The following is a 25,935-nucleotide window of genomic DNA, read 5'->3' on the forward strand; positions in this document are numbered from 1 at the left end:
GATTCGAATTGTTGCCGGTTAGTTCATCGGCAGGGGAGCGGCTCCGCGAGCAGCCAGCATGCTGGTCAGCAAAGTGGATTCGCTTTCCTGTGTATTCACCATCGTCGTGGACAAGGCCTTCACCGGATCAGTGGTGGCGTTGTCTGCGGCGTACTCCATCATCGGAAGCCCGCCTTGGTGATGACGCAACATCAACTGGAGAAAGATTGTGTCCAACTCGGGGCCGGATGCGGCATTCAACGCCGCCAGATCCGCAGCCGACGCCATGCCGGGCATCGTGGTCGCGGGACCGGAATGATCCATCGTCATCGTCGTAGACGCTCCGTGCGAATCGTGTCCGGAGGACGAATCGGAGGTCATCCACTCCATGTAGGGGCCGACTGTGGAAATCGGTTCGTCCCACATCGTCAACCACGCCTGCATCTGACCGATCTGATTCTGCTGGGTGGTCAAGATGTCGTACGCCACCGTGCGCACTTCGTTGTCAGTGGACTTCGTCAACGCGGTGGACGCCATTTCGACGGCCTGGCCGTGATGGACGAGCATGTCCTGAGCAAAGCCGACATCCACCGAGTCCGATGCCGGAACGGTGAGTGACGACTTCGCGTCGGGACCTAACAGGTTGGTGAACGCGCCCAGAGCGAATCCGATGGCGATGGCGCCGATGAGACCGATGATCAGTAGCGCGGTGCGCTGACTCGGCTTCGACGGGCGGTCGGTGTCAGGCTGACTATCCACCTGCGGGAACCTGCTCGTCGGTGGCGGGTGTGGTGCCGGTGCCGTCCATCGGAACCGCGTCGGGGCCCGGAGGGGTGGGGTCGAACGGCGACGTTTCCGCGGTGAACAGCGGGTTCGTGCAGCTGGCACCGACCTCGGGGTAAGTATTCGGGTTCAACTTCAGCGCGGTGATGAACTGGTCGATGCGCTTGTCGTCAGCATTGTCGATTTCGAGGCGGTGACCCCAGGACTGCAGCGAAATGGGGCTGCTCTGGCCGGGGTACGGCGACATCAGCATGTAGCCCTTGCTGTTCTCGACTCGCTCGGCGAGGCTGTCGATCTGGCTCTGGTCGACGCTTTCCGGGTTGTAGGAGATCCAGACCGCACCGTGCTCGAGCGAGTGAACAGCGTTTTCGGTACGGATCGCCGACGCGTAGACGGTGCCCGTGCAGTTTGCCCAGGTGGCGTCGTGCGGGCCACCGAACGGCGGACTCTGGTCGTAGGCGACGCGCTGTGTGGCATCGACGTGCTGGCCGGCCGGGTACTCGATCTTGAGAACACCATCGATGTTGTCGGACGGATCCTTGTTCTCGGAGCTGTACTTGTACGGCTCGAGGGCTTGCTTGTCTTCGACCTTCGGCCACAGGTTGATGCCGAGTACGGCAATCAGCCCGACAACGGCCACACCGGCACCGATCGACAGCCACGGAACCTGACGAGGCGCGGGAACGCCGCCCTTGCCCTTCTTGGCCGGGCTTCCGCCTCGTTTGGCAGCCTTGATGGCTTTGGCTGATTTGGCCCCGGAATTGTTCTTGGGACCGTGACTATCGGAACCGCTTGGCATCGATTGGGCTCTTTCGGTGTGTGGGCAAATGTGCAGCATGCCCTCCCGCCGGATGTACTCGGCGGTAGCTCGGGCATTACCACTGTACTTTCCGAGTCTGAGGGCAATCTGGGAGAGTGGCGTGCGACACGCCCAAATCGGTCGTCAGCCTACTCTCAGGCAGCCGCGCGTGAGGCGGCTCTCCACCTCGAGTGCGCAGGCAATAGGATGGATACCTGTGACTCCAGCTGACCTTGCCGAACTGCTCCGCGGAACCGCTGCGAGCGTCCTTGCCGAACGCGGCCTCGACGTCTCGGTGCTCCCACAAACCTTGACTGTCGAGCGTCCCCGCAACCCTGAGCATGGCGATTACGCCACCAATGTTGCGATGCAGGTAGCCAAGAAGGTCGGCGCCAATCCGCGCGAATTGGCCGGCTGGCTCGCCGAGGCACTCACGGCTGCCGACGGCATCGATTCCGCCGAAATTGCCGGCCCGGGCTTCCTCAACATCCGCCTCGCTGCCGACGCCCAGGGCGCGGTCATCGTCGGAGTTCTCGAAGCCGGTCCGTCGTACGGCAGTGGTAACTCGCTTGCCGGTACGAAGATCAACCTCGAATTCGTCTCGGCCAACCCGACCGGACCCATCCACCTTGGTGGAACCCGTTGGGCTGCAGTCGGAGACGCGCTCGGGCGCATCCTGTCCGCACAGGGCGGTCTGGTCACCCGCGAGTACTACTTCAACGATCACGGTGCTCAGATCGACCGCTTCTCGCGTTCGTTGATCGCCGCAGCAAAGGGCGAGCCGGCCCCCGCAGACGGTTACGCCGGCGCTTACATCGCGGACATCGCTGCAACCGTCCTCGCTCAGCGCCCCGATGTCCTGGACCTGCCCGCCGACGAGCAGCAGGAAACGTTCCGTTCCATCGGCGTCGACTTGATGTTCACCCACATCCGTCAGACCCTCCACGATTTCGGCGTCGACTTCGACGTCTACTTCCACGAGAACTCGCTCTTCGAATCGGGCGCAGTCGAGAAGGCCGTCGAATCGCTCAAGAGTTCCGGCAACCTCTTCAACGAGGACGGTGCCTGGTGGCTCAAGAGCACCGACTACGGCGACGACAAGGACCGCGTCGTCATCAAGAGTGACGGCAACGCCGCCTACATCGCCGGTGACATCGCTTACTTCCAGGACAAGCGCGCTCGCGGCTTCGACCTCTGCATCTACATGCTCGGTGCCGATCACCACGGATACATCGGTCGGCTCAAGGCCGCTGCCGCTGCCTTCGGCGACGACCCGGACACCGTCGAGGTGCTCATCGGCCAGATGGTGAATCTCGTCAAGGACGGCGTCGCTGTCAAGATGAGCAAGCGCGCCGGGACCGTCATCACTCTCGACGACCTGGTCGAGGCAATCGGTGTCGACGCTTCCCGCTACGTCATGATCCGCTCGTCGGTCGACTCCAGCATCGACATCGACCTTGATCTGTGGACCAAGACCAGCAGCGAAAACCCGGTCTACTACGTCCAGTACGCGCACGCACGCCTTTCCGCGATCGCCCGCAACGCTGCCGACCTCGGTCTGTCCGCCGACGCGAGCCATCTCGCGCTGCTCACGGCCGAGCAGGAAGGCGACCTGATCCGCACGATCGGCGAATACCCGCGCGTCGTCTCCAGTGCCGCCAATCTGCGTGAGCCTCACCGGATCGCCCGTTACCTCGAAGAACTCGCGGGTGCGTACCACCGCTTCTACGGCGCGTGCCGCATCCTTCCGCAAGGCGACGAAGACGCAACCGACGTGCATCGCGCACGCCTGGCACTCTGCGCCGCCACCCGTCAGGTCCTGGCCAATGGCCTCGAACTGCTCGGGGTTACCGCACCGGAGCAGATGTGAACGCACACCCCGCCGGACCCAAGCACGCCGAGCAGTTGCACACTGCCGGTCTGCCCGACCGTCCCGTCAGCCCCGAAGCCTTCGGCGAACTCGACCCACAGGTGTGGCCGCGCAACGCACGCCGCGGCGACGACGGCGAAGTGACTCTCGCCGGCGTCAAGGTCAGCGAACTTGCCGAAAAGTACGGCACCCCGCTTTTTGTCATCGACGAGGACGACTTCCGCTCGCGCTGCCGCGACATGGCCAGCGCCTTCGGCCCGGATGCCAAGGTGCACTACGCCTCCAAGGCGTTCCTGTGCGGTGAGATCGCACGCTGGGTTGCCGACGAGGGACTTTCCCTCGACGTCTGCTCCGGCGGGGAACTCGCAATCGCGCTGCATGCCGACTTCCCAGCCGAGCGAATTGCCATGCACGGCAACAACAAATCCATCGCCGAACTGGCCGCCGGTGTTGCCGCCGGTGTCGGACACGTAGTACTCGACTCGGCTATCGAGATCGAACGACTGAACCGCGTCGCCGGTGAAGCGGGCGTCGTTCAGGATGTTTTGATCCGACTTACTGTCGGCGTCGAAGCGCACACCCACGAATTCATTTCCACCGCCCACGAGGATCAGAAGTTCGGATTCTCGTTGGCCGGGGGAGCGGCAATCGACGCCGTCCGTCGCGTCTTCGCAGCTGAAAACCTGCGTCTCGTCGGACTGCACAGCCACATCGGTTCGCAGATCTTCGACGTCGACGGCTTCGAGGTAGCAGCCCACCGTGTAATTGGATTGCTTCGCGACGTCGTCGCAGAGTTCGGCGTCGACAAGACCAAGCAGATTTCGATCATCGACCTCGGCGGCGGCATGGGAATCTCCTACGTTCCGTCCGACGACCCGCCACCCGTCGACGAACTTGCAAACAAACTCGGCCACATCGTGCGCAACGAATCCGCGTTGGCCGGCCTGCCTGAGCCGACGCTGGCCGTCGAACCCGGCCGCGCCATTGCCGGACCGGGCACCGTCACGCTGTACGAAGTCGGCACCATCAAGGACGTCACCGTCGGTAACGCCCTGACCCGCCGCTATATCAGCGTCGACGGCGGTATGAGCGACAACATCCGCACTTCGCTCTACGGCGCCGAGTACGAAGCCAAGCTGGTTTCGCGCACTTCGACGTCCGATACTGTCGTAGCGCGCGTCGTCGGAAAGCACTGCGAGTCCGGTGACGTAGTCATTCGGGACACCTGGATGCCCGAGGATGTCGGACCCGGTGATTTACTTGCGGTAGCAGCGACCGGTGCATACTGCTATTCGATGTCGAGCAGGTACAACTTGCTCACCCGCCCAGCCGTAGTGGCGGTGCGTGACGGAGTTTCACGCGTGATTCTGCGGAGGGAAACAGTGGAAGATCTGCTTAGCTTGGAGGTATCGCAGTGACGAGCGAATCGGCGCATCGCGCTATCGGTGTGGCCGTTCTCGGCCTCGGTAACGTCGGTAGTGAAGTAGTTCGGATTATCCGTGAGCAGTCCGAGGAGCTTGAAGCTCGCATCGGGGCTCCCTTGGAACTGCGGGGAGTTGCCGTTCGTCGTATCGGTTCCGACCGTGGAATCCCCGAGGACCTGCAGACGACGGACGCGGAATCGTTGGTCGCCCGCGACGACGTCGACATCGTCGTCGAGTTGATCGGCGGTATCGAACTGCCACGCAAGCTCGTTCTGTCCTCGCTCAACGCCGCGAAGTCCGTGGTCACCGCCAACAAGGCGTTGCTCGCAGACCATACGGGCGAGCTGGCCGAGGCCGCCGAGGCCAACGCGGTGGATCTGTACTTCGAGGCAGCTGTCGCGGGCGCGATCCCCGTCATTCGCCCGCTGACGCAGTCCCTGGCCGGCGACCGCGTCACCAAGGTCGCCGGAATCGTGAACGGAACCACCAACTTCATCCTCTCCGCGATGGCTGAAACCGGTGCCGACTACGACGAGACTCTCGCCGAAGCCGGACGACTGGGCTACGCCGAAGCCGACCCCACTGCGGATGTCGAAGGCTACGACGCCGCAGCAAAGGCCGCGATTCTCGCGTCCATCGCTTTCCACACCCGCGTCACCGCGGCTGACGTGTACCGCGAGGGCATCTCCTCGATCACTTCGGCAGACCTCGCGTCGGCCAAGGCGCTCGACTGCACAATAAAGCTGCTCTCGATCTGCGAACGCATCACCACGCCCAAGGGCAAGGAGCGGATCTCCGCTCGGGTCTACCCCGCGCTGGTTCCGCTCAGTCACCCGCTCGCCACCGTCAACGGCGCATTCAATGCCGTCGTCGTCGAAGCCGAGAACGCAGGACGCCTGATGTTCTACGGCCAGGGCGCGGGTGGCGCACCCACCGCTTCAGCGGTCATGGGTGACTTGGTCATGGCAGCACGCAACAAGGTTCACGGCGGCCGCGGTCCCCGCGAGTCCAAGTACGCGAAGCTCAAGATTGCCCCGATGGGCGACATTCTCACGCGCTACTACGTGAACATGGAAGTTGCGGACAAGGTAGGCGTGCTGTCTGCAGTCGCCGCTGAGTTCACCAAGCACGGCGTCAGTATTTCCGTGGTCCGTCAGGAAGGTGCCGGCGTCGGCGCCCGCCTGGTGGTCGTCACTCATGTAGCAACCGACGCGGCTCTCTCCGACACCGTGGCGGCCCTCAACGAACTCGAATTCGTCACCGCTGTGACCAGCGTGCTGCGACTGGAAGGCACTGAACAATGACCGGCATCGTCAACCCCGTCCACAAGGCTTGGCCGGGACTCATCGAGGCATACCGGGATCGTCTGCCGATCGGCGACAACTGGAAGACCATCACCCTGCGTGAGGGTGGCACGCCGCTCCTGCCTGCCGGGCATCTCTCCGAAATCACCGGTTGCGACGTCTACCTCAAGGTCGAGGGCCTCAACCCCACCGGTTCGTTCAAGGACCGTGGCATGACGATGGCCGTCACGGATGCCTACGCTCGTGGACAGCGCGCCGTGCTGTGCGCATCCACCGGCAACACCTCGGCATCGGCTGCGGCATACGCATCCAAGGCCGGGATGACCTGTGCCGTCCTGATTCCGCAGGGCAAGATTGCCATGGGCAAGCTTGCTCAGGCAGTCATGCACGGCGCCAAGATCATTCAGGTTCAGGGCAACTTCGACGACTGCCTCGAGTTGGCACGCAAGACCACCGCCGAGTTCCCGACCATCGGACTGGTCAACTCGGTCAACCCGGTGCGCATCGAAGGTCAGAAGACTGCAGCATTCGAGATCATGGACGTTCTCGGTAAAGCTCCCGACGTCCATGCTCTTCCCGTCGGCAACGCCGGAAACATCACCGCCTACTGGCGCGGTTACTCCGAGTACTACGCAGACGGTCTGACCTCGGTCAAGCCCCGCATGCTCGGTGTTCAGGCAGCCGGCGCTGCTCCGCTGGTCCTCGGCCACCCCGTCAAGGACCCGGAAACCATCGCCACCGCTATCCGCATCGGCTCGCCCGCATCCTGGGACGGCGCTGTCGCGGCCAAGGAGCAGTCGGGTGGAGCGTTCCGTTCCGCGACCGACGAGGAAATCCTCGCGGCGTACCGCCTGATTGCCGCTACCGAAGGTGTCTTCGTGGAGCCGGCGTCCGCAGCCAGCGTTGCCGGGCTCCTGGCAGCCCGCGCTGAAGGATGGCTCGAGCCCGGACTGACTGTTGTGTGCACCGTGACCGGTAACGGCCTCAAGGACCCCGATACAGCTCTGAAGGGCATGCCGAACGTCGAGCCTATCGGCGTTGATCCCGTTGCCGTTGCGGCTGCCCTCGAGCTTGCATAGTGTCCGCGGATTCGTCGACTGCTCCACGGAACCCTTCCTCTGATATGACGAGAACGCTGCCAGTCGGAATCTCGGTGACCGCTCGTGTCCCGGCCTCGAGTGCAAACTTGGGGCCGGGGTTCGACACCCTCGGCTTGGCGCTGGGGTTGTACGACGAGATCGTGGTAACCACAACGGATTCCGGCCTGAGCATTCGTGTCGAAGGTGAAGGCGCAGCGGATGTGCCTTGGGGTCCTTCGCATCTGGTTGTTCGAGCCATCGAGCGCGGACTCGAAGCTGCCGGTGTTTGGGCTAGCGGCTTGGATGTTTTGTGCCGCAATGCGATCCCGCATTCACGTGGTTTGGGTTCATCTGCTTCTGCAGCGGTCGGTGGCTTGGCCGCCGCGAACGGCTTGGCTCGCGCACTCGACGAGGAGCTCGGTCTCACGGACGAGCAGTTGGTGCAACTTTCCTCCGAGTTCGAAGGGCACCCCGACAATGCATCGGCGAGTGTCCTGGGCGGAGCAGTGGTTTCGTGGAGCTGCCCGTCGTCAGTCGAGGGTGACGAGCCGGTTTACTCGGCCGCCAAACTTGATGTTCACCCCGATATCCGTGCAGTGGCATTGGTTCCCGAGGAGCGATCCTCGACGGCGCACACCCGCGGACTCCTCCCGGCGATGGTTCCGCACCAGGATGCGTCGTTCAACGCGAGCCGAAGTGCACTGGCGGTCGTCGCTCTGACGACGCGGCCCGACCTGCTGATGGCTGCCACCGAGGATCGCTTGCATCAAACTCAGCGCGCTCCCGCTCTTCCGTTGACAACCAGGTGGATCGGGATCCTGCGTGGCGCGGGAATCGCGGCCACCGTCAGCGGCGCCGGCCCCACTGTGTTGGCTCTGAGCACGAGTCCGTTCCCGGCAGATCTCGCCGAAGCGGCGCGTGCCGACGGGCTTCGGGTGCTCGAACTCGGTATTGCGGCAGGCGTCGAGGTTCAGACGACGCTAGTCTGATCCACGTCTCGGTGTTTTCTGTAGTCGGGTGTAGAAGTTCGGGATAGTGCCCGGTAGTGAATTGACACACGCGAGTTTCCGATATTCTTGCCGGACTCGGGTATGGGCGCTATCCTGGCAATGTCCGTACATCGTGCGCGTCTGTCGCCGGTGCATCACCAGGGGGCCAAACTCCATCCCAATTGGGTTACTGGGGTCCATATTCCTTGGCATGATCCTCGCACTTGTACCTTCTGGCGAAGGTGAATCCTCAGGGACGAATCCTCAATGGCCTCGTCCACACGATCGATTCACTTCGCGCAGCAGGTGCTGTGCAGGTTTGCGAGAGCATGGTTTGTTTGAAGCAGGAGCACTTCTCGCACCGGTTTCCGATAGTCATGTGATGGCGGACGAGCCGGCAGTTCTTGACATGCAACTCTCGACATGCAACTAAGTACGGCACCTCCGAGTTCGGTAATCAACTGAAACTTCGGGACGAACCCTCGACTCTGCGCAGCGCGAGTGAGGGAAGGAAAGGACCTCCGTGACCGATACGGACCTCATCGCCACCACTGCACCCTCCGCTGGGGCGCACACTGGCGACAATTCTCAGGCGTCATCCTCAGCACCCGACGGTGCGGTGGCGACCTCCACGAAGCGTGCCGACGCACGTCGTGGCGCCGGACTCTCCGGCATGGTGCTCACCGAACTGCGCAGTCTTGCCGGTGAACTGGGCATCAAGGGTACTTCCGGGATGCGCAAGGGCGATCTGATCGCAGCCATCAAGGAACGCCAGGGTGGTAGCAGTAAGGCCTCACCGGCCCAGAGCGAACTGACACTCGACGAAGCCCCCGTGGCTCGCACTCGTACCAAGAGCACGCGCGCTCCGCGTAACGAAACAGCTGAAGCGCCGGCGGCCGCCGAGCCTGCCGAAGCACCCGCAGTGCGAGAAGCATCTGCGCCGCGAACCGAAACTTCCGAGGATGCAGACGCCGGCACTCCCCGTCGCGGACGCCAGCGTCGCGGTGCTTCGCGCCGTAGCGGTTCGCCGGATCAGCCTGAATTGAGCATCGAGCCGGAGTCGGCTCCGGTCGCTCGTGAGTCCGATGCAAAGTCGGCCGAAGCGCCCGCAGTAGAGCGCAAGCAGAATGATCGCGCCGAGACCAAGTCCGATTCCGATCAAGCCGGTTCTGCAGAGCAGACCAACGAGCGCCCCCGTCGCGAGCGCAATAACCGTGACAACCAAGGTCAGCGCGACGGCCAGGGTCAGCGTGGAAACCAGGATCGTCAGGACCGCGGAAACCAGAACAACGCTGTTCAGGGCGCCGCTGGTCAGGGTACTGCCGGCCCGCGGAACGACAACCGAAACAACGGTCCGGACGACGACGACGAGAATGGTCGTGGACGTCGTGGACGCCGCTTCCGTGAGCGTCGTGGACGCGGTCGCGAGCGCGGCGAGGGCACCACGCCCAACGATGCGCGCGAGACTGAGATCCGCGAAGACGATGTCCTGCAGCCGGTAGCCGGCATCCTTGACGTGCTCGACAACTACGCGTTTGTGCGTACGTCCGGGTACCTCGCCGGTCCCAACGACGTCTACGTCTCCATGAACCTCATCCGGAAGAACGGTCTTCGTCGCGGCGACGCCATCACCGGTGCGGTTCGTGTTTCCAGCAGCGGTGGCGGCGGAGATCAGAGCAGCCAGCGTCAGAAGTTCAACCCGTTGGTTCGCATCGACACAGTTAACGGCGGCGACATCGAGGCCGCGAAGAAGCGCCCCGAGTTCAACAAGCTCACGCCGCTGTACCCGAACCAGCGTCTGCGCCTCGAAACCGAGCAGAACATTCTGACGACGCGTGTCATCGACCTCGTGATGCCGATCGGTAAGGGTCAGCGCGCCCTCATCGTGAGCCCTCCCAAGGCCGGTAAGACCAGCGTTTTGCAGGCAATTGCCAACGCGATCGCCACAAACAACCCGGAGTGCTACCTCATGGTCGTCCTCGTGGACGAGCGTCCCGAGGAAGTGACGGACATGCAGCGCAGCGTGAAGGGCGAGGTTATTTCCTCGACCTTCGACCGTCCGCCGGGCGATCACACTTCTGTCGCCGAGCTCGCTATCGAGCGTGCGAAGCGCCTCGTGGAAATGGGCAAGGACGTTGTTGTTCTGCTCGACTCGATCACCCGATTGGGTCGTGCCTACAACAACTCGTCGCCCGCGTCGGGACGCATTCTCTCGGGTGGTGTCGACTCCACGGCGCTTTACCCGCCGAAGCGTTTCCTCGGTGCTGCCCGCAACATCGAGCACGGTGGCTCGCTCACCATCATCGCGACCGCGATGGTCGAGACCGGCTCTACCGGCGACACCGTGATCTTCGAAGAGTTCAAGGGCACCGGCAATGCCGAGCTCAAGCTCGATCGTAAGATCGCCGAACGTCGTGTGTTCCCCGCTGTGGACGTCAACCCGTCCGGTACGCGTAAGGACGAGCTGCTCCTGAGCCCGGACGAAGCCGCCGTCTTGCACAAGCTGCGTCGCGTGTTGTCCGGACTCGATTCGCATCAGGCCATCGATCTGCTGATCGATCGTCTGAAGAAGAGCAAGAACAACCTCGAGTTCCTGATGCAGGTGTCCAAGACTGCACCGGGCGCGATCGACGACTGATCGTTTGTGATTAGAAGGGCCCCACAATCATTTGGTTGTGGGGTCTTTCTCGTACCTGGAACAAAATCGTGGGGGAGTGCGTTGTGCAGTTCGTAAAGCCACCCTCCGAAGTGTGCAAGTCGTGGAATTTCTGGTGAAGTACCCGCGTCTGGCATACTGAACGGCCGAGTCCGGTTCCGGTTCACGACTTCGATTGGCGAAGGCGACCCGGCGACCATTGAAAGGGACACCATGAAGGCAGGAATCCACCCCACGTACGTTGCAACCACCATCGTGTGCGGTTGCGGCAACTCGTTCGAGACCCACAGCACCAAGGAGTCCGGACGTATCAACGTTGAGGTTTGCTCGCAGTGCCACCCGTTCTACACCGGCAAGCAGAAGATCCTTGACACCGGTGGACGTGTTGCACGCTTCGAGGCTCGCTACGGCAAGCGCGCCGACAGCAAGGTTCAGCTCGAAGACTAGCTGTTCCGCCGACGCCCGATCTGTAACTACAGATCGGGCGTCGGCTTTTTTGTGCCTGCGCCCGGTTTTGCGCGCTTCCCGGGTAGTAGCGTCGTTATATCGAAAGCGCGCACCGTACGAACGAAACTAGAGCGGAGCGAACCATGGCAGGCGCAACCAAGCCCTCGGCCATCGACGACATCCTGGCAGAACACGCCGGCCTCGAAGCGCAGATGTCGGATCCCGCGCTGCACAACGACCCGACAGCAGCCAAGCGGGTCGGTAAGCGGTTCGCCGAGCTCTCACCCATCATGTCGACGTACAACAAACTGACTGCGGCACAGGATGATCTGGAAGCTGCGCGTGAGCTGGCTGCCGACGATTCCAGCTTTGCCGCCGAGATCCCTGATCTCGAAGCAGAAGTCGCGCAATTGGAGCAGACTCTGACCGACCAGTTGGCGCCGCGTGACCCGCACGACGGAGACGACGTCGTTCTCGAAGTGAAATCCGGTGAAGGTGGCGAGGAATCCGCGCTCTTCGCGGCCGACTTGGCACGCATGTACGTCCGCTACGCCGAGCGACACGGCTGGCGCGTCGAGATTCTCGACGCCGCAGTGTCCGACCTCGGTGGGTACAAGGAAGCCACCATCTCGATCAAGAGCAAGTCCGACACCCCGGACGGTGTCTGGGCGCGGCTCAAGTTCGAAGGCGGAGTGCACCGCGTGCAGCGCGTACCCGTCACCGAATCGCAAGGCCGCGTGCATACGTCCGCAGCCGGCGTACTGGTCTATCCCGAGCCCGACGAGGTCGAACAGGTTCAGATCGACGAAGGCGACCTGCGTGTCGACGTCTACCGTTCATCCGGCAAGGGTGGTCAGGGCGTCAACACCACGGACTCTGCCGTTCGCCTCACGCACCTTCCCACCGGAATCGTCGTGACCTGCCAGAACGAGCGCTCTCAGCTCCAGAACAAGGCGCGCGCCATGCAGGTGCTGGCGGCCCGCTTGCAGGTTGTCGCTGAAGAAGCGGCAAACGCCGAAGCGTCGGCCGGACGCCAGAGCCAGGTTCGAACTGTCGACCGCTCGGAGCGCATTCGTACTTACAATTACCCCGAGAACCGAATTGCCGATCACCGCATCGGCTTCAAGTCGCACAATCTCGACGCGGTTCTCGACGGAGAACTCGACCCGCTTCTCGACGCATTGGGTAAGGCGGACCGTGAGGCCCGCCTCGCGGCCGAATAGATGTCCGGAATTGTACGGGTGGACGTTGTGTCGGTCACGCGTGGCAGGCTGTACGCGTGAGCAGACTTCCACTCCGTTTGGCGCTGATCGAGGCTGCAAAACAGCTTGATGCGGCCGGTGTACCCAGTCCACGTACCGATGTCGAGTTGTTGGCCTCGCATCTGCTCGGGGTCGAGCGGACCAGGCTAGGTCTGGTGCCGCTGGTGGATCCTGAGGTCATCGAGGCCTTCAATGAAATGGTGGCGCAGCGAGCGCAGCGAATTCCTTTGCAGCACATCATCGGAAGCGCCTCGATGGGCAACATCGACGTCGCGGTCGGGCCGGGAGTGTTCATCCCGCGTCCCGAAACCGAGTTGCTGATGGGTTGGGCGCTTTCCTTCCTCGAAGGATGCGGTAGTAGGCCGCCGGTCGTTCTGGATTTGTGTACCGGATCCGGGGTGCTCGCGTTGTCGATTGCCGAGGCTCGGCCCGACGCTGTTGTGCACGCCGTGGAGAAGGAGCCGGCGGCATTAGCGTGGGCTCGCCGAAATGCGGCCGACCGTGAAGCGCTGGGGGATACCCCGATTCATCTTCACCAGGGCGACGTCACGGATCGAGATCTGTTGCAGGTCCTCGAGGGCAAGGTCGACCTCGTGGTCTCGAACCCGCCGTACATCCCCGAAGGTGCGCAGTTGCAGCCCGAGGTCATGGATTACGACCCGCACACCGCGCTGTTCGGTGGCCCCGACGGCTTGTCCGTCATCAAACCGATGATCAGCAACATTGCGCGATGGCTCCGAATCGGCGGCGCGGCGGGCATCGAGCACGACGACACCAACGGCGACGGCGTCGCAGCACTGTTCTCCGCTCGACGCGTATTCGGTGAAGTGCAGCAGCATCCGGATCTTGCAGGTCGCCCCCGTTTTGTCGTGGCAAGGCGGGTCGCCACCAACCTCGAAGCGCAGCGCACTCGAGTGCCCGCAGCACAGAGTGAAAGGATGATCGAGTGAGCACCGTTTACGACTGCAGTCAGACCGATTCGCGTACGGCAGGATTGGCCGCCGCCAAAAATGCACTCAAAGCCGGCCGACTGGTCGTCCTTCCGACAGACACGCTGTACGGATTGGGCGTCGACGCCTTCGACAGTGAGGCCGTCTCGAGCCTCCTTCGGGCGAAAGGCCGTGGTCGGGACATGCCGGTTCCGGTTCTGGTCGGTTCCTGGAACACCATCGACGGACTGGTCTACAGCGTTCGTCCGCAGGCCCGCGATCTGATTCGTGCGTTCTGGCCGGGCGGATTGAGTTTGGTTGTGGAGCAAGCACCTTCGCTGGCGTGGGATCTGGGCGACGCCCGTGGAACTGTCATGCTGCGCATGCCTTTGCATCCCGTGGCGCTGGAACTGTTGCGCGACGTCGGGCCTCTCGCTGTCTCGAGCGCGAACATCTCCGGTAGGCCGCCGGCCACGACGGTCGACGAGGCTCGTGATCAACTCGGCGGCTTGGCCAGCGTCTATCTCGACGGTGGGCCCGCTGCGCACGCGGTCGCGTCGACGATTGTCGATCTGACGGGCGACTCGCCTCGTATCTTGCGGGTGGGTGCCGTTTCCGCCGAAGATATTGCCGACGTCTTGGGTACTACTCCGGAAAGCCTTGTAGAGGGAGTTTCGTAACGATGGTCGGTGCCCGCCAGAACGGTGATCGGCCGCGGTGACGGCGACGTACTCGGCCACGGCGATCCTCGCGCAGTCCAGTGGGGGAGCGGGTGTGCCCATCCGTGAACTCCTCCTGGTTCTGTGCACCGCGGCCGTTGTCACCTACCTTGCAACGGGTGCGGTTCGGCTCCTGGCGATACGATTCGGGGCCGTGGCGATCCCACGTGACCGCGACGTCCACGTCGAACCCACGCCTCGCCTCGGTGGCGTCGGTATGTACATCGGAATGGCTGTCGGTCTGCTGTTCGCGCAGCAATTACCCGCGCTGACAAGGGGTTTCGATTTCGGCAGTCCTGACGTCCACGCGGCGCTGGTCGCCGGTGCGGTCATCGTTCTGGTCGGCGTCATCGACGACAAGTGGGGCCTCGACGCCCTGACGAAGTTTGTCGGTCAAGTGACTGCCGCCGGAATCCTCGTTGTCATGGGTGTCAGTTGGTTCATCATCTACAACCCGTTCGGTGAGGGATCCACGATCATTCTCGATCAGATCCAGTCGGGTCTGTTCACCGTCGCGATCGCGGTGGCGACGATCAACGCGATGAACTTCGTCGACGGTCTCGACGGGTTGGCTGCCGGCCTCGGTCTCATCGCGGCAGTGGCGATCCTCATCTTCTCGATCGGTCTTCTGCACGATCAGGGCGGCGACGTCAGCGCCTATCCGCCAGCAATGATCGCAGCGGCGTTGGCCGGCGCGTGCCTCGGATTTCTGCCTCACAATTTCAACCCTGCCCGGATCTTCATGGGTGACTCGGGGTCGATGCTGATCGGTCTGATGTTGGCCGCGATTTCGACCAGCGCATCCGGCCGCATTCCGCTCACGGCTTACGGCACACGTGACCTGGTCGGACTTGTGGCACCGTTGTTGCTGGTCAGTGCTGTGATGTTCATCCCCATGCTCGACATGCTCCTGGCAGTCATACGACGCACCCGGGCGGGAGTCAGCCCCTTCAGCCCGGACAAGATGCATCTGCATCATCGGCTGCTGCAGATCGGTCACACCCATCGCCGAGTTGTGCTGGTCATCTACTTGTGGGTGGGTGTTCTGGCGTTCGGTGCAGTCGGATCCGCGTTGCTCAATCGACAGTTGGTCGTGGTCCTCGTGGCAGCAGGATTGCTCGCGGCTTTTCTCTTCACTGCTATTCCGTCACTGCGGGACCGTCAGCAGGAGCGACGGTAGTCGAGTTTTCTGATCCATTACTCTTGGGCATCGTGACGAACACCCCGCAATCCGTGCCCGCATCGCAACCCATCCCCGATTCCAGCGCAGCCATGAGGTCTGCCGTGAAGTGGGGCGTGATCGGACTGGCAGTGCTTACTGTGGTCGGCTCCCTGCTCGGATGGCTCATCGGTGGCAAGCCGGGCCTCTACGGCGCTCTACTCGGTGCGGCGGTCGGTGGCGGCTTCATTCTCTTCACAGCCTTGGGTGTTCTTCTTACATCGAAGTTACCGGCACTGACCGCGGGCGCTGTTCTGCTCGGTACCTGGCTGCTCAAGATGATCCTGGCGATTGTGGTGCTGGCAGTCCTGAAGCCGCTCGACTTCTATGACAAGACGGCTTTGGTGCTTGTCATGGTGATGGCGCTGGTTATCGTCCTCGGAGCGGAAACGTACGGCGTCCTGGCAACCAAGACGCCCTATGTGGACCCCACTCCGAGCGCTCCCGTCAACGACGAAGAGTAGTACTACAAAACGTAGCAAATTGCCCTTACTGGTACCCCATCTACGCAATGTCGTAGATGGCTTGGTAGGGTCAGCGTCAAGCGAGAGTAATGGTAGGCGAGGTAACCCTCAGCCGACGATGCCATGTGCTCGCAGGTGGCCGATTTTCTGGGCCACCGAGTCGACGAGAGTCGCCGACACCGACAGACGCCAGGTCCCGCAAGGGTTCTCCAGCTGCTGACGAATGCGCGAGTCGAACTTGTCGACTTGTAGATCGTCAATGTCCGATCGAACCGCAGTCAATGATGGCTGCGGACCGACTACGGGAGAGAACGCTGAGCGTCACCACCCTGGCCGCGGATGAATTCCATGCGCCGTCACTAGACGATTTTTTCCCGCCCTCCGTGTTGATTCACGCGGGCCCCTTCGAGCTCGACCGATTGATGCTCATCCGCATCCTGATGTCGGTGTTGGTTGCAGCGTTCTTCGCAATTGCGATGCGTAGTCCGCGGTTGATTCCGCGTGGCGTGCAGAATGTGGCCGAGATCGCTCTGGACTTCGTTCGCATTCAGATCGCGGAAGATGTCCTGGGCAAGGAGCAGGGCAAGCGTTTCCTGCCGGTTATCACGACGATCTTCTTCCTCGTGATCGCCAGCAACGTATCCGCGATCATTCCCTTCTTGAACATCTCGCCGAATGCCCGTATCGGCATGCCGCTGGTACTCGCGGCGCTTGCCTACATCGTGTTCAACTACGTGGGCATCAAGAAGTACGGCTTCTTCAAGTACGTCAAGAGCACGATCGTCGTTCCCGGCGTCCCGCCTGCACTGCACGTCTTGCTGATCCCGATCGAGTTCATCTCGACCTTCGTGCTGCGCCCGTTCACGCTGATGGTTCGTCTCATGGCCAACATGTTGGCCGGCCACATTCTGCTGGTGCTGTTCTTCAGCGCGACGAACTACTTCTTCTTCGTGTCCGGCGGATTCCAGGCAATCTTCGGCGTTCCGTCGATCATTGCCGGCCTTGCATTCACGTTCTTCGAGCTGCTGGTCATCTTCCTGCAGGCTTACGTCTTCGCGCTGCTGGCCGCGGTCTACATCGACATCGCGCTGCACGCCGACGAGCACTGACCACACCACATATCAGCTACACCACGATCTGAGCCTTCCGTCGATACCGGCGGAGGTCAACTGAAAGGGAATGGAACACCATGAGCGTCGCTTACCTGGCACAGGAAGTTGCCGAGCAGACCATCACCAACAAGGGTTATGGCGCCATCGGCTACGGCCTCGCGGCAATCGGCCCCGGCATCGGCATCGGCATCGTCGTCGGTAAGGCAATCGAGGGCATGGTTCGCCAGCCCGAGATGGCCGGACAGGTTCGTACCACCATGTTCCTCGGTATTGCATTCACCGAGGCCCTCGCGCTGATCGGCCTCGTCGCCGGCTTCATCTTCTAAGAGACCGACATGGCAGCCACCATTACATTGCTCGCGGCATCCGAGGGTGAAGTACCTAACCCTCTCCTGCCCGCGACGTACGACATCGTATGGTCCATCGTCTGCCTCGTGATTGTCGGTTTCGTCTTCTGGAAGTTCGTTCTTCCGATGTTCCAGAAGGTCCTCGCCGATCGCACCGAGCAGATCGAGGGCGGCATCCAGCGTGCTGAAGATGCCCAGGCAGAAGCAAAGGTTGCGCTCGAGCAGTACCGCGCGCAACTGGCCGAAGCTCGTACCGAGGCCGCGCAGATCCGTGAGGAAGCGCGTACCCAGGGTCAGCAGATCATTGCTGACATGAAGGTTCAGGCGCAGGACGAGAGCGACCGCATCGTGGCCGCAGGCCACAGCCAGCTCGTCGCCCAGCGTCAGCAGATTGTTGCTGAGCTCCGCTCGGATCTCGGCAAGACCGCTGTAGACCTGGCCGAGAAGGTCATCGGAGAGTCTCTCGCCGACGACGTGAAGCGCGCCGGAACGGTTGATCGATTCCTCAACGAGCTCGACGCCGTCAGCGCTGATTCAGCCAGGAAGTGAGCAACATGTACGCAGCGAGCCGTGAAGCCTTGGCGCAGACGCGTTCTGCGCTGAGCAGCGCCCTGGATGCAACCTCTGCAGGAGCCGCAACTGCGGCCGCTGCGCAGGCTGGGTCCGAGCTCTTCTCGGTGGTCGAGGTACTTGACGGCCAGCGCGCTCTTCGTAGCGCGCTGGCTGATGCTTCGACACCGGCCGCTGGTCGCCAGGCTCTGGTAGAGCAGCTGTTCTCCGGAAAGGTCGGCGCCGAGGCGCTGGCAACCGTGAAGGCAGCTGCAGGCCAGGACTGGTCGGCGACCCGCGACTTGGTCAACTCGCTCGAACTGCTGGGACGCGAAGCTCTGCTCCGCGCTGCAGCCGATCAGGGCCAGTTGAACACCGTCGAGGACGAGCTGTTCCGTCTCGGCCGCATTGTGGCAGGGGATCCCAGCCTTGAGCAGACGCTCTCGGATCTGTCGGTTCCCACCGCCCGCAAGCGTGAGTTTCTCTCGCGCCTGCTCTACGGCAAGGTCACCGCGGTCACCGAGGCAATTGCCGGACAGGCCGTCGGCCGGTTGAAGTCTGCACCCGCAGACGCTTTCGACCAGCTGTCGAATCTTGCCGCAGCGCAGCGCGATACCACTGTTGCTCATGTGCGCAGCGCCTCGGCGTTGAGTGCAGAGCAGTCGGATCGTTTGGCGAACACATTGACCCGCACCTACGGGAAGCCGGTCACCGTGCACGTCGAGATCGATCCAGAACTTCTCAGCGGCTTGGTCGTCCGGGTGGGCGACGAGGTTATCGACGGTAGTGCAGCGGGACGACTCGCAGTACTGCGGAAGAACCTCAAATAGTCCTTCAGCCGAACACACACTCCAGATCTTTTCGAAGACCAGATACCGAGAGCAGGAAAAACATGGCGGAGCTGACGATCTCCTCCGACGAGATCCGTAGCGCGATCGACAACTACACCGCGAGCTACTCCCCGGAGGCCTCCCGTGAGGAGGTCGGCACAGTGACCGACACCAGTGACGGCATTGCGCACGTCTCTGGCCTGCCTTCGGCTATGTCCAACGAACTGTTGGAGTTCCCCGGTGGAATCGTCGGCGTCGCGCTCAACCTGGATGCCACCGAAATCGGTGCAGTTATCCTTGGCGATTACCAGAACATCCAAGAAGGCCAGGAAGTAAAGCGCACGGGCGACGTTCTGTCGGTTCCCGTCGGCGACGCTTTCCTCGGCCGCGTTATCAACCCGCTGGGTGCCCCCATCGACGGCTTGGGCGAGATCGAGAGCACCGAAAACCGTGCCCTCGAACTGCAGGCCGCTTCGGTGCTCGAGCGCCAGCCGGTTGAAGAGCCGCTCCAGACCGGTATCAAGGCTATCGACGCCATGACCCCGATCGGCCGCGGCCAGCGCCAGCTCATCATCGGCGACCGCAAGACCGGCAAGACCGCGGTCTGCATCGACGCGATCCTGAACCAGAAGGCCAACTGGGATTCGGGCGACGTAAACAAGCAGGTTCGCTGCATCTACGTCGCAATCGGCCAGAAGGGCTCCACCATCGCGGGCGTCAAGGCTGCCCTCGAGGAGAAGGGCGCGATGGAGTACACCACCATCGTCGCTGCTCCGGCTTCTGATTCCGCCGGCTTCAAGTGGCTCGCTCCGTACACCGGTTCGGCCATCGGCCAGCACTGGATGTACCAGGGCAAGCACGTCCTGGTTGTGTTCGACGACCTGACCAAGCAGGCAGAGGCGTACCGCGCCATCTCGCTGCTGCTGCGTCGTCCGCCGGGCCGCGAGGCTTACCCCGGTGACGTCTTCTACTTGCACTCCCGTCTACTGGAGCGTTCGGCGAAGCTGTCCGACGCACTCGGCGGTGGATCGCTGACGGCTCTGCCGATCATCGAGACCAAGGCAAACGACGTCTCGGCGTACATCCCGACCAACGTCATCTCCATCACCGACGGTCAGGTATTCCTCGAGTCCGACCTGTTCAACAAGGGCGTTCGTCCCGCGATCAACGTCGGTATCTCGGTTTCCCGAGTCGGTGGCGCTGCTCAGACCAAGGGAATGAAGAAGGTTTCCGGTTCGCTGCGTCTGGAACTGGCTCAGTTCCGTGAGCTCGAAGCGTTCTCCGCCTTCGCATCCGACCTCGACGCTGCCTCCAAGGCTCAGCTCGAGCGCGGTGCCCGTCTGGTCGAGCTGCTCAAGCAGGATCAGTACAGCCCGATCCCCGTCGAGGATCAGATCGTTTCGATCTACCTCGCCGGTGAAGGCATCTTCGACAGCGTTCCGATCAGCGACGTCCGTCGCTTCGAGAAGGAACTGCTCGAAGACCTGAAGCGCTCCGCTGCCGGCGTCTACGCCAGCATCGACGGCGGCAAGGCACTCGATGCTGACAACGCTGCTGCGCTGATCGCTGCGACCAACAAGTTCAAGGAAGGCTTCATCGCATCCGACGGAAGCCGGGTCGTGAACGAAGCTGAGGCTGACGCATTGGGAGCCGACGAGGTCGCCAATGAGCAGATCAACGTCAAGCGCAAGACCGTCAGCAAGTGACGGGACTGCCCATGACACTGCGAATCTCGAAGGGAGAGTGATTGATCGATGGCAAGCATTCTCGAATTGCGGTCTCGTATCAAGTCGGTCAACTCGACCAAGAAGATCACCAAGGCACAGGAACTGATCGCGACTTCGCGCATCACGAAGGCTCAGGGTCGCGTCGCCGCGTCCAAGCCGTATGCCGAGGAGATCACGAAGGTACTCACCGAATTGGCGAGTGCGTCTGCTTCGCTCGATCACCCGCTGCTCAACGAGCGTCCGGAGCCCAAGCGGGCTGCGGTGCTCGTTGTCACCAGTGACCGCGGCATGTGCGGTGGCTACAACTCCAACGTCCTCAAGCAGGCAGAAGAGCTCATGGTTCTGCTGCGCAGCGAGGGCAAGGATCCGATCGTTTACGTGCTCGGTTCCAAGGGGCTCGGCTACTTCAGTTTCCGCGGCCGCACTATCGGTGGTTCTTGGACGGGCTTCTCACAGGATCCGGGTTACTCGGATGCTGCGAAGGCCAGCCGCCATCTGGTGGAACTGTTCATGGCTGGTTCGGGTAACCAGGTCGAGGCTCCGAACGGCGAAGGCACCATCGAGGGCGTCGACGAACTCCATATCGTCTACACCCGCTTCGTGTCGATGCTGACCCAGACCCCCGAGGTACGCCGTATGGCTCCTCTCGAGGTGTCCGTGTCCGAAGAGCACATCGAACTCGGTGACGACATGCTGACCAACGGTCACGACGACGATCATTCCAATGGTCCTGTCGCTGACTTCAGCTTCGAGCCGGAGCCGGAGAAGCTGCTCGGCGCACTTCTGCCGAAGTACGTGAGCACGCGTATCTTCTCGTCGCTTCTCGATGCTGCGGCATCGGAGTCGGCAGCCCGTCGTACGGCCATGAAGGCCGCGACGGACAATGCAAACGAACTGGTGAACACGTTGAGCCGTCAGGCCAACCAGGCTCGCCAGGCCCAGATCACCCAGGAAATCAGCGAGATCGTCGGCGGCGCCAACGCGCTCGCCTCGAGCGCAGGAAGTGACTAGCACATGACCGCAGCAGTAACCGAAAACAACGGGGCAGGTTCGGCTTCGGCCGTAGCCGGCCGCGTCGTGCGGGTCATCGGTCCCGTCGTGGACGTTGAATTCCCGCGTGGCGCTGTTCCTGAACTGTTCAACGCATTGAAGGCCGAGATCACGCTTCCCTCGGTCGCCAAGACGCTGACGCTCGAGGTTGCACAGCACCTCGGTGACAACCTGGTCCGCACCGTTTCCATGCAGCCCACCGACGGACTTGTCCGCGGCACTGCAGTGATCGACTCGGGCAAGCCGATCTCAGTTCCCGTCGGTGACATTGTCAAGGGCCACGTGTTCAACGCACTGGGCGATTGCCTCGACACCCCGGGCCTCGGTCGCGACGGCGAGCAGTGGGGCATCCACCGCAAGCCACCAGCCTTCGATCAGCTCGAAGGTAAGACGGAGATCCTCGAGACCGGCATCAAGGTTATCGACCTCCTCACCCCGTACGTCAAGGGCGGCAAGATTGGTCTGTTCGGTGGTGCCGGTGTCGGCAAGACCGTTCTGATCCAGGAAATGATCACCCGTATCGCCCGCGAGTTCTCCGGCACCTCGGTGTTCGCAGGCGTCGGCGAGCGTACCCGTGAGGGCACCGACCTCCACCTGGAAATGGAAGAGATGGGCGTTCTCCAGGACACCGCCCTAGTCTTCGGCCAGATGGATGAGCCGCCGGGAACGCGTATGCGCGTCGCCCTGTCCGCACTGACGATGGCGGAGTACTTCCGCGACGTTCAGGGCCAGGACGTTCTGCTGTTCATCGACAACATCTTCCGCTTCACGCAGGCAGGTTCCGAGGTTTCCACTCTCCTCGGTCGTATGCCTTCGGCCGTGGGCTACCAGCCCACACTGGCGGACGAGATGGGTGAGCTCCAGGAGCGCATTACCTCGACCCGTGGTCGCTCGATCACCTCGCTGCAGGCTATTTACGTGCCCGCCGACGACTACACCGACCCCGCGCCGGCTACGACGTTCGCGCACCTCGATGCCACCACCGAGCTCTCACGCCCGATCTCGCAGATGGGTATTTACCCCGCTGTGGATCCGCTGAGCTCGACCTCGCGCATCCTCGAGCCGAGCATCGTTGGTGCGGAGCACTTCCGCGTCGCCAACGAGGTCAAGCGCATCCTGCAGAAGTACAAGGAACTGCAGGACATCATCGCCATCCTCGGTATGGATGAGCTTCAGGAAGAGGACAAGGTTCTCGTCGGGCGCGCCCGTCGTATCCAGAAGTTCCTCGGCCAGAACTTCATCGTTGCCGAGAAGTTCACCGGCGAGAAGGGTTCGGTTGTCCCGCTGCGCGACACCATCGAAGCTTTCGACCGCGTATGCAAGGGCGAGTTCGATCACCTGCCCGAGCAGGCCTTCAACAGCTGTGGCGGACTCGACGACGTCGAGGCTGCAGCCAAGAAGATGGCCGGGAAGTAGAGCACGATGGCTGAGATGACCGTAGAACTCGTTGCCGTCGAGCAGCGTTTGTGGTCGGGTTCGGCGACGTTGGTCAGCGCTCAGACGACCGAGGGCGAAATCGGAATCATGCCTGGGCATGAGCCGGTTCTCGGGCAGCTCATCGAGGGCGGCACCGTGTCGATCACGTCCGTCAACGGCGAGCGCGTGGTTGCTGCAGTCCATGGCGGTTTCTTGTCGGTGACGGCTACGACCGTCACGATCCTTGCCGAGTCCGCGGACATGGCGCAGGATATCGATGTGAACGCAGCCAAGGCCGTACTTGCTGATACCAGAGCAGACGACGAGGCGATTGCGGTCGCCAAGGGTCAGCTTCGGGCAGTCGAGCGCGCGTAAGTTAACTAGAACAAAGCCGCGACGGGAGCCGACGAACAGTGACATTCGGAATGATTGTGTTGATCATTCTGGGTGCGCTGCTCGCGGTTCTTGTCGCGGCTTTTCTGTATCGAGTCGTGAAATTGCGTCACGGCGGTACGCCGGCGCTACTGCGTGGTTTGCCTGCGGTGGGGGACAGCGGTTGGCGTCACGGGATCATTCGCTACGGCGAAAGCGCGTTTGTCTTCTTCAAACTTTCGAGTCTGCGGCCTGGCCCGGACTCACGTATCGACCGTCAAGGTATCGAGGTCGAGAGCCGTCGTTCTCCTTCAGGTACTGAATTCGACATCATGAGCGACGACATTGTTGTCCTGCTAGTGCGGGACGGTGCGTCCCGGTATGAGATCGCTCTCGACAGCGGTGCGCTGACAGCGTTCCTGTCGTGGGTTGAATCTCGGCCAGACGGGCGTGCGCGTCGGCGACGCACCGCCTGACCGGATTCGTTGTCTCAGGCGCCGGCGCCGGGCTTCCAGAGAACATCGCCGTCCGGGTTTGCGACCCGTCCCATGATGAAGAGCAGATCGGACAATCTGTTGAGGTACTTTGCGGGCAGTGCGCTCGTTTCCTCCGGGTTCGATTCGATTGCCGACCAAGCAACTCGCTCCGCTCGGCGAGACACCGTCCGGGCTACGTGGAGTAGTGCGCCAAGCGCGGTTCCTCCCGGCAGAATGAACGAATTCAGCGGTGCCAGTTGATCATTGAGCTCATCGCACCACAATTCCAGCCGATCGATGTATGCCTGGGTGACGCGTAGCGGCGCGTACTGGGGATTCTCGACGACGGGGGTCGAAAGGTCTGCACCCGCGTCGAAGAGGTCATTCTGTATCTGACGCAGGATTGCGACCAGATTCTCCGGGGGATTACCCAGCGCCAGGGCCACCCCGATGGCGGCATTGGTCTCGTCGCAGTCTGCGTAGGCGATCAGTCGCGGGTCATTCTTGGACACACGCGAAAAGTCGCTCAACCCCGTCGTGCCGTCGTCGCCGGTGCGGGTATAGATCTTCGTCAGGTGAACAGCCATAGGGCCACGGTACCGGCGCGGAGTTTCGGCGCTGATGGCTCTAGGCTGTGAACCGTGAGTGAGCACTTTCTAGTTACCGGGGGTAGTCGCCTCGAAGGTGAAGTTGTGGTTGGGGGAGCCAAGAACAGTGTGCTGAAGCTGATGGCTGCAGCACTGCTGGCTGAGGGAACCACCGTCGTCACGAACTGCCCGGACATCCTCGATGTTCCGCTGATGGCGGAGGTCTTGCGGGGCTTGGGCTGCGAGGTCGAACTCGAAGGCTCGGAAGTTCGGATCACGACTCCGGCTGAACCGAAGTATCACGCTGACTTTGATGCGGTGAAGCAGTTTCGAGCATCTGTCTGCGTTCTCGGGCCTCTTGTTGCACGCTGCCGGCGGGCTGTTGTGGCACTTCCTGGCGGTGACGCGATCGGCTCGCGCCCCCTCGACATGCATCAGTCCGGGCTGCGACTTCTCGGCGCTAGAAGCGAAATCGAGCACGGATGTGTCGTGGCTGAGGCCGACGATCTGCATGGTGCGAACATTCGACTGGTGTTCCCGTCGGTCGGCGCCACCGAAAACATCCTCATGGCAGCCGTTCTGGCACGTGGCGAGACAGTCATCGACAACGCAGCCCGTGAACCGGAGATCGTCGACCTGTGCAACATGCTCAACCAGATGGGCGCCAAGGTCAGCGGTGGAGGTTCCACGACGCTCACCATTCAAGGTGTTCGCAAACTGGAACCAACTACGCACCGGGTGATCGGTGACCGCATCGTCGCAGCTACCTGGGGCGTCGCAGCTTCCATGACCAGGGGAGACGTTCGAGTGCGTGGGGTCAACCACAAGCACCTCGGACTTGTCCTCGACAAACTGCGTCTTGCCGGTGCCGAGGTGACACCTGAAGTTGACGGTTTCCGAGTCATTCAGCGCGAGCGGCCCAAGGCAATCAACTTTGCGACGCTTCCATATCCGGGCTTTCCGACGGATTTGCAGCCGATGGCAATCGGCTTGGCAGCGGTCGCAGACGGAACGTCGATGATCACGGAAAACGTCTTCGAATCACGATTCCGCTTTGTCGAAGAGATGATCCGTCTCGGCGCCGACGCTCGGACCGATGGACACCACGCAGTAATTCGTGGAGTGCCCGTGTTGTCGAGTGCTCCGGTGTGGTCGTCCGACATTCGCGCCGGAGCCGGCTTGGTTCTCGCAGGTTTGGTCGCCGACGGTGTGACCGAAGTGCATGACATCTTCCATATCGATCGCGGCTACCCGCGTTTTGTCGAGAACTTGCGCGGACTCGGCGGCGTAATCGAACGTGTAAGTACCGAATAGGGCAGGTGCCTGGGGTCACAACCGCGAAGTCTGCGGGTTTTTCGGAATTCGCCGGCACACAACTGTGCGTGACCTCGGAAATGTGCTTTCAATGAGTGACATGACCAGGCGATTTGTTATTTCGATGAACACTCGCGTAACTTATTCCAAGTCAGAGCGACACGGACACCGACTCCCGCCTCACAGCGAGAGACACGAGGTTGGACGAAGTGCCTGACAAAATCTACAAAAT

The 25,935-nt window shown here is 62.1% G+C and carries 25 protein-coding genes; 22 read left to right on the forward strand and 3 right to left on the reverse strand.

The genetic code is table 11. The features are described 5' to 3' along the window. Positions 1–18: 18 nt before the first annotated feature. Positions 19–738 (reverse strand): DUF305 domain-containing protein, encoded by a 720-nt coding sequence (locus tag MTX36_RS25010; RefSeq protein WP_243622329.1) that lies wholly within the window; start codon positions 736–738, stop codon positions 19–21. After that, positions 731–1,561 (reverse strand): DUF3105 domain-containing protein, encoded by an 831-nt coding sequence (locus tag MTX36_RS25015; RefSeq protein ID WP_243622330.1) that lies wholly within the window; start codon positions 1,559–1,561, stop codon positions 731–733. The genes MTX36_RS25010 and MTX36_RS25015 overlap by 8 nt, the downstream gene beginning before the upstream one ends. A 217-nt stretch (positions 1,562–1,778) precedes the next feature. Between MTX36_RS25015 and argS the strand changes: the two genes are divergently transcribed. The 21 genes from argS to MTX36_RS25120 all read left to right on the forward strand — a co-directional run bounded on the left by argS (position 1,779) and on the right by MTX36_RS25120 (position 23,802). Next, positions 1,779–3,431 (forward strand): arginine--tRNA ligase, encoded by a 1,653-nt coding sequence (gene argS, locus MTX36_RS25020; RefSeq protein WP_243622331.1) that lies wholly within the window; start codon positions 1,779–1,781, stop codon positions 3,429–3,431. Next, a complete protein-coding gene (gene lysA / locus MTX36_RS25025; protein WP_243622332.1) occupies positions 3,428–4,849 on the forward strand; it encodes a diaminopimelate decarboxylase in 1,422 nt (473 codons plus the stop codon). Before argS ends, lysA begins: the two co-directional genes overlap by 4 nt. After that, complete coding sequence (locus tag MTX36_RS25030; protein WP_243622333.1) at positions 4,846–6,159, forward strand: homoserine dehydrogenase; 1,314 nt, start codon at positions 4,846–4,848, stop codon at positions 6,157–6,159. Before lysA ends, MTX36_RS25030 begins: the two co-directional genes overlap by 4 nt. Beyond that, positions 6,156–7,238 (forward strand): threonine synthase, encoded by a 1,083-nt coding sequence (gene thrC / locus MTX36_RS25035; RefSeq protein ID WP_169633865.1) that lies wholly within the window; start codon positions 6,156–6,158, stop codon positions 7,236–7,238. The genes MTX36_RS25030 and thrC overlap by 4 nt, the downstream gene beginning before the upstream one ends. A gap of 44 nt (positions 7,239–7,282) precedes the next feature. Then, the gene (gene thrB / locus MTX36_RS25040) at positions 7,283–8,227 is read left to right on the forward strand and encodes a homoserine kinase (RefSeq protein ID WP_243622334.1); all 945 of its coding nucleotides are present in this window, start codon (positions 7,283–7,285) and stop codon (positions 8,225–8,227) included. Positions 8,228–8,750: 523 nt separating this feature from the next. Beyond that, entirely contained in the window at positions 8,751–10,865 is a 2,115-nt protein-coding gene (gene rho, locus MTX36_RS25045) for a transcription termination factor Rho (protein ID WP_243622335.1), read from the forward strand. 231 nt (positions 10,866–11,096) lie between these two features. Next, a complete protein-coding gene (gene rpmE / locus MTX36_RS25050) occupies positions 11,097–11,330 on the forward strand; it encodes a 50S ribosomal protein L31 (protein ID WP_094274053.1) in 234 nt (77 codons plus the stop codon). Positions 11,331–11,473: 143 nt separating this feature from the next. Then, on the forward strand, positions 11,474–12,553 hold the full coding sequence (prfA, locus tag MTX36_RS25055; protein ID WP_243622336.1) for a peptide chain release factor 1: 1,080 nt from the start codon (positions 11,474–11,476) through the stop codon (positions 12,551–12,553). Between the two features lie 56 nt (positions 12,554–12,609). Continuing rightward, positions 12,610–13,542 carry a peptide chain release factor N(5)-glutamine methyltransferase gene (prmC, locus tag MTX36_RS25060; RefSeq protein ID WP_243622337.1) on the forward strand — a complete coding sequence of 311 codons (933 nt, stop codon included), beginning with the start codon at positions 12,610–12,612 and terminating at the stop codon, positions 13,540–13,542. Continuing rightward, positions 13,539–14,201 (forward strand): L-threonylcarbamoyladenylate synthase, encoded by a 663-nt coding sequence (locus MTX36_RS25065; RefSeq protein ID WP_094274050.1) that lies wholly within the window; start codon positions 13,539–13,541, stop codon positions 14,199–14,201. The genes prmC and MTX36_RS25065 overlap by 4 nt, the downstream gene beginning before the upstream one ends. A gap of 37 nt (positions 14,202–14,238) precedes the next feature. After that, positions 14,239–15,420, forward strand: coding sequence for a glycosyltransferase family 4 protein (locus MTX36_RS25070; protein WP_243622338.1), 1,182 nt, complete (start codon positions 14,239–14,241; stop codon positions 15,418–15,420). Between the two features lie 23 nt (positions 15,421–15,443). Continuing rightward, positions 15,444–15,923 carry a hypothetical protein gene (locus MTX36_RS25075; RefSeq protein WP_374230539.1) on the forward strand — a complete coding sequence of 160 codons (480 nt, stop codon included), beginning with the start codon at positions 15,444–15,446 and terminating at the stop codon, positions 15,921–15,923. 281 nt (positions 15,924–16,204) lie between these two features. After that, positions 16,205–17,032, forward strand: coding sequence for a F0F1 ATP synthase subunit A (atpB, locus tag MTX36_RS25080; protein WP_094274047.1), 828 nt, complete (start codon positions 16,205–16,207; stop codon positions 17,030–17,032). An 80-nt stretch (positions 17,033–17,112) separates the two neighbouring features. Next, positions 17,113–17,361 (forward strand): ATP synthase F0 subunit C, encoded by a 249-nt coding sequence (locus MTX36_RS25085; protein WP_033236102.1) that lies wholly within the window; start codon positions 17,113–17,115, stop codon positions 17,359–17,361. Positions 17,362–17,370: 9 nt separating this feature from the next. Beyond that, positions 17,371–17,931 carry a F0F1 ATP synthase subunit B gene (locus tag MTX36_RS25090; RefSeq protein WP_243622339.1) on the forward strand — a complete coding sequence of 187 codons (561 nt, stop codon included), beginning with the start codon at positions 17,371–17,373 and terminating at the stop codon, positions 17,929–17,931. Positions 17,932–17,936: 5 nt separating this feature from the next. Beyond that, a complete protein-coding gene (locus MTX36_RS25095; protein ID WP_243622340.1) occupies positions 17,937–18,761 on the forward strand; it encodes a F0F1 ATP synthase subunit delta in 825 nt (274 codons plus the stop codon). Positions 18,762–18,823: 62 nt separating this feature from the next. Then, positions 18,824–20,467, forward strand: a complete 1,644-nt coding sequence (atpA, locus tag MTX36_RS25100) for a F0F1 ATP synthase subunit alpha (protein ID WP_243622341.1) — start codon at positions 18,824–18,826, stop codon at positions 20,465–20,467. A gap of 48 nt (positions 20,468–20,515) precedes the next feature. Then, positions 20,516–21,499, forward strand: a complete 984-nt coding sequence (locus MTX36_RS25105; RefSeq protein ID WP_243622342.1) for a F0F1 ATP synthase subunit gamma — start codon at positions 20,516–20,518, stop codon at positions 21,497–21,499. A gap of 3 nt (positions 21,500–21,502) precedes the next feature. Then, positions 21,503–22,954: a F0F1 ATP synthase subunit beta gene (gene atpD, locus MTX36_RS25110; RefSeq protein ID WP_243622343.1), complete on the forward strand. Its 1,452-nt coding sequence runs from the start codon at positions 21,503–21,505 to the stop codon at positions 22,952–22,954. 6 nt (positions 22,955–22,960) lie between these two features. After that, positions 22,961–23,329: a F0F1 ATP synthase subunit epsilon gene (locus MTX36_RS25115; RefSeq protein WP_094274042.1), complete on the forward strand. Its 369-nt coding sequence runs from the start codon at positions 22,961–22,963 to the stop codon at positions 23,327–23,329. Between the two features lie 50 nt (positions 23,330–23,379). Further along, positions 23,380–23,802: a DUF2550 domain-containing protein gene (locus MTX36_RS25120; RefSeq protein ID WP_243622349.1), complete on the forward strand. Its 423-nt coding sequence runs from the start codon at positions 23,380–23,382 to the stop codon at positions 23,800–23,802. Positions 23,803–23,816: 14 nt separating this feature from the next. On the opposite strand, the gene MTX36_RS25125 is transcribed toward MTX36_RS25120, so the two are convergent. Continuing rightward, positions 23,817–24,389 carry a cob(I)yrinic acid a,c-diamide adenosyltransferase gene (locus MTX36_RS25125; RefSeq protein ID WP_243622344.1) on the reverse strand — a complete coding sequence of 191 codons (573 nt, stop codon included), beginning with the start codon at positions 24,387–24,389 and terminating at the stop codon, positions 23,817–23,819. A 54-nt stretch (positions 24,390–24,443) separates the two neighbouring features. On the opposite strand from MTX36_RS25125, the gene murA reads away from it, so the two are divergent. Then, the gene (gene murA, locus MTX36_RS25130) at positions 24,444–25,703 is read left to right on the forward strand and encodes a UDP-N-acetylglucosamine 1-carboxyvinyltransferase (protein ID WP_243622345.1); all 1,260 of its coding nucleotides are present in this window, start codon (positions 24,444–24,446) and stop codon (positions 25,701–25,703) included. Positions 25,704–25,935 lie beyond the last annotated feature (232 nt).

The organism is Rhodococcus sp. ARC_M6 (assembly GCF_022810305.1).
Lineage (GTDB): Bacteria > Actinomycetota > Actinomycetes > Mycobacteriales > Mycobacteriaceae > Rhodococcus_F.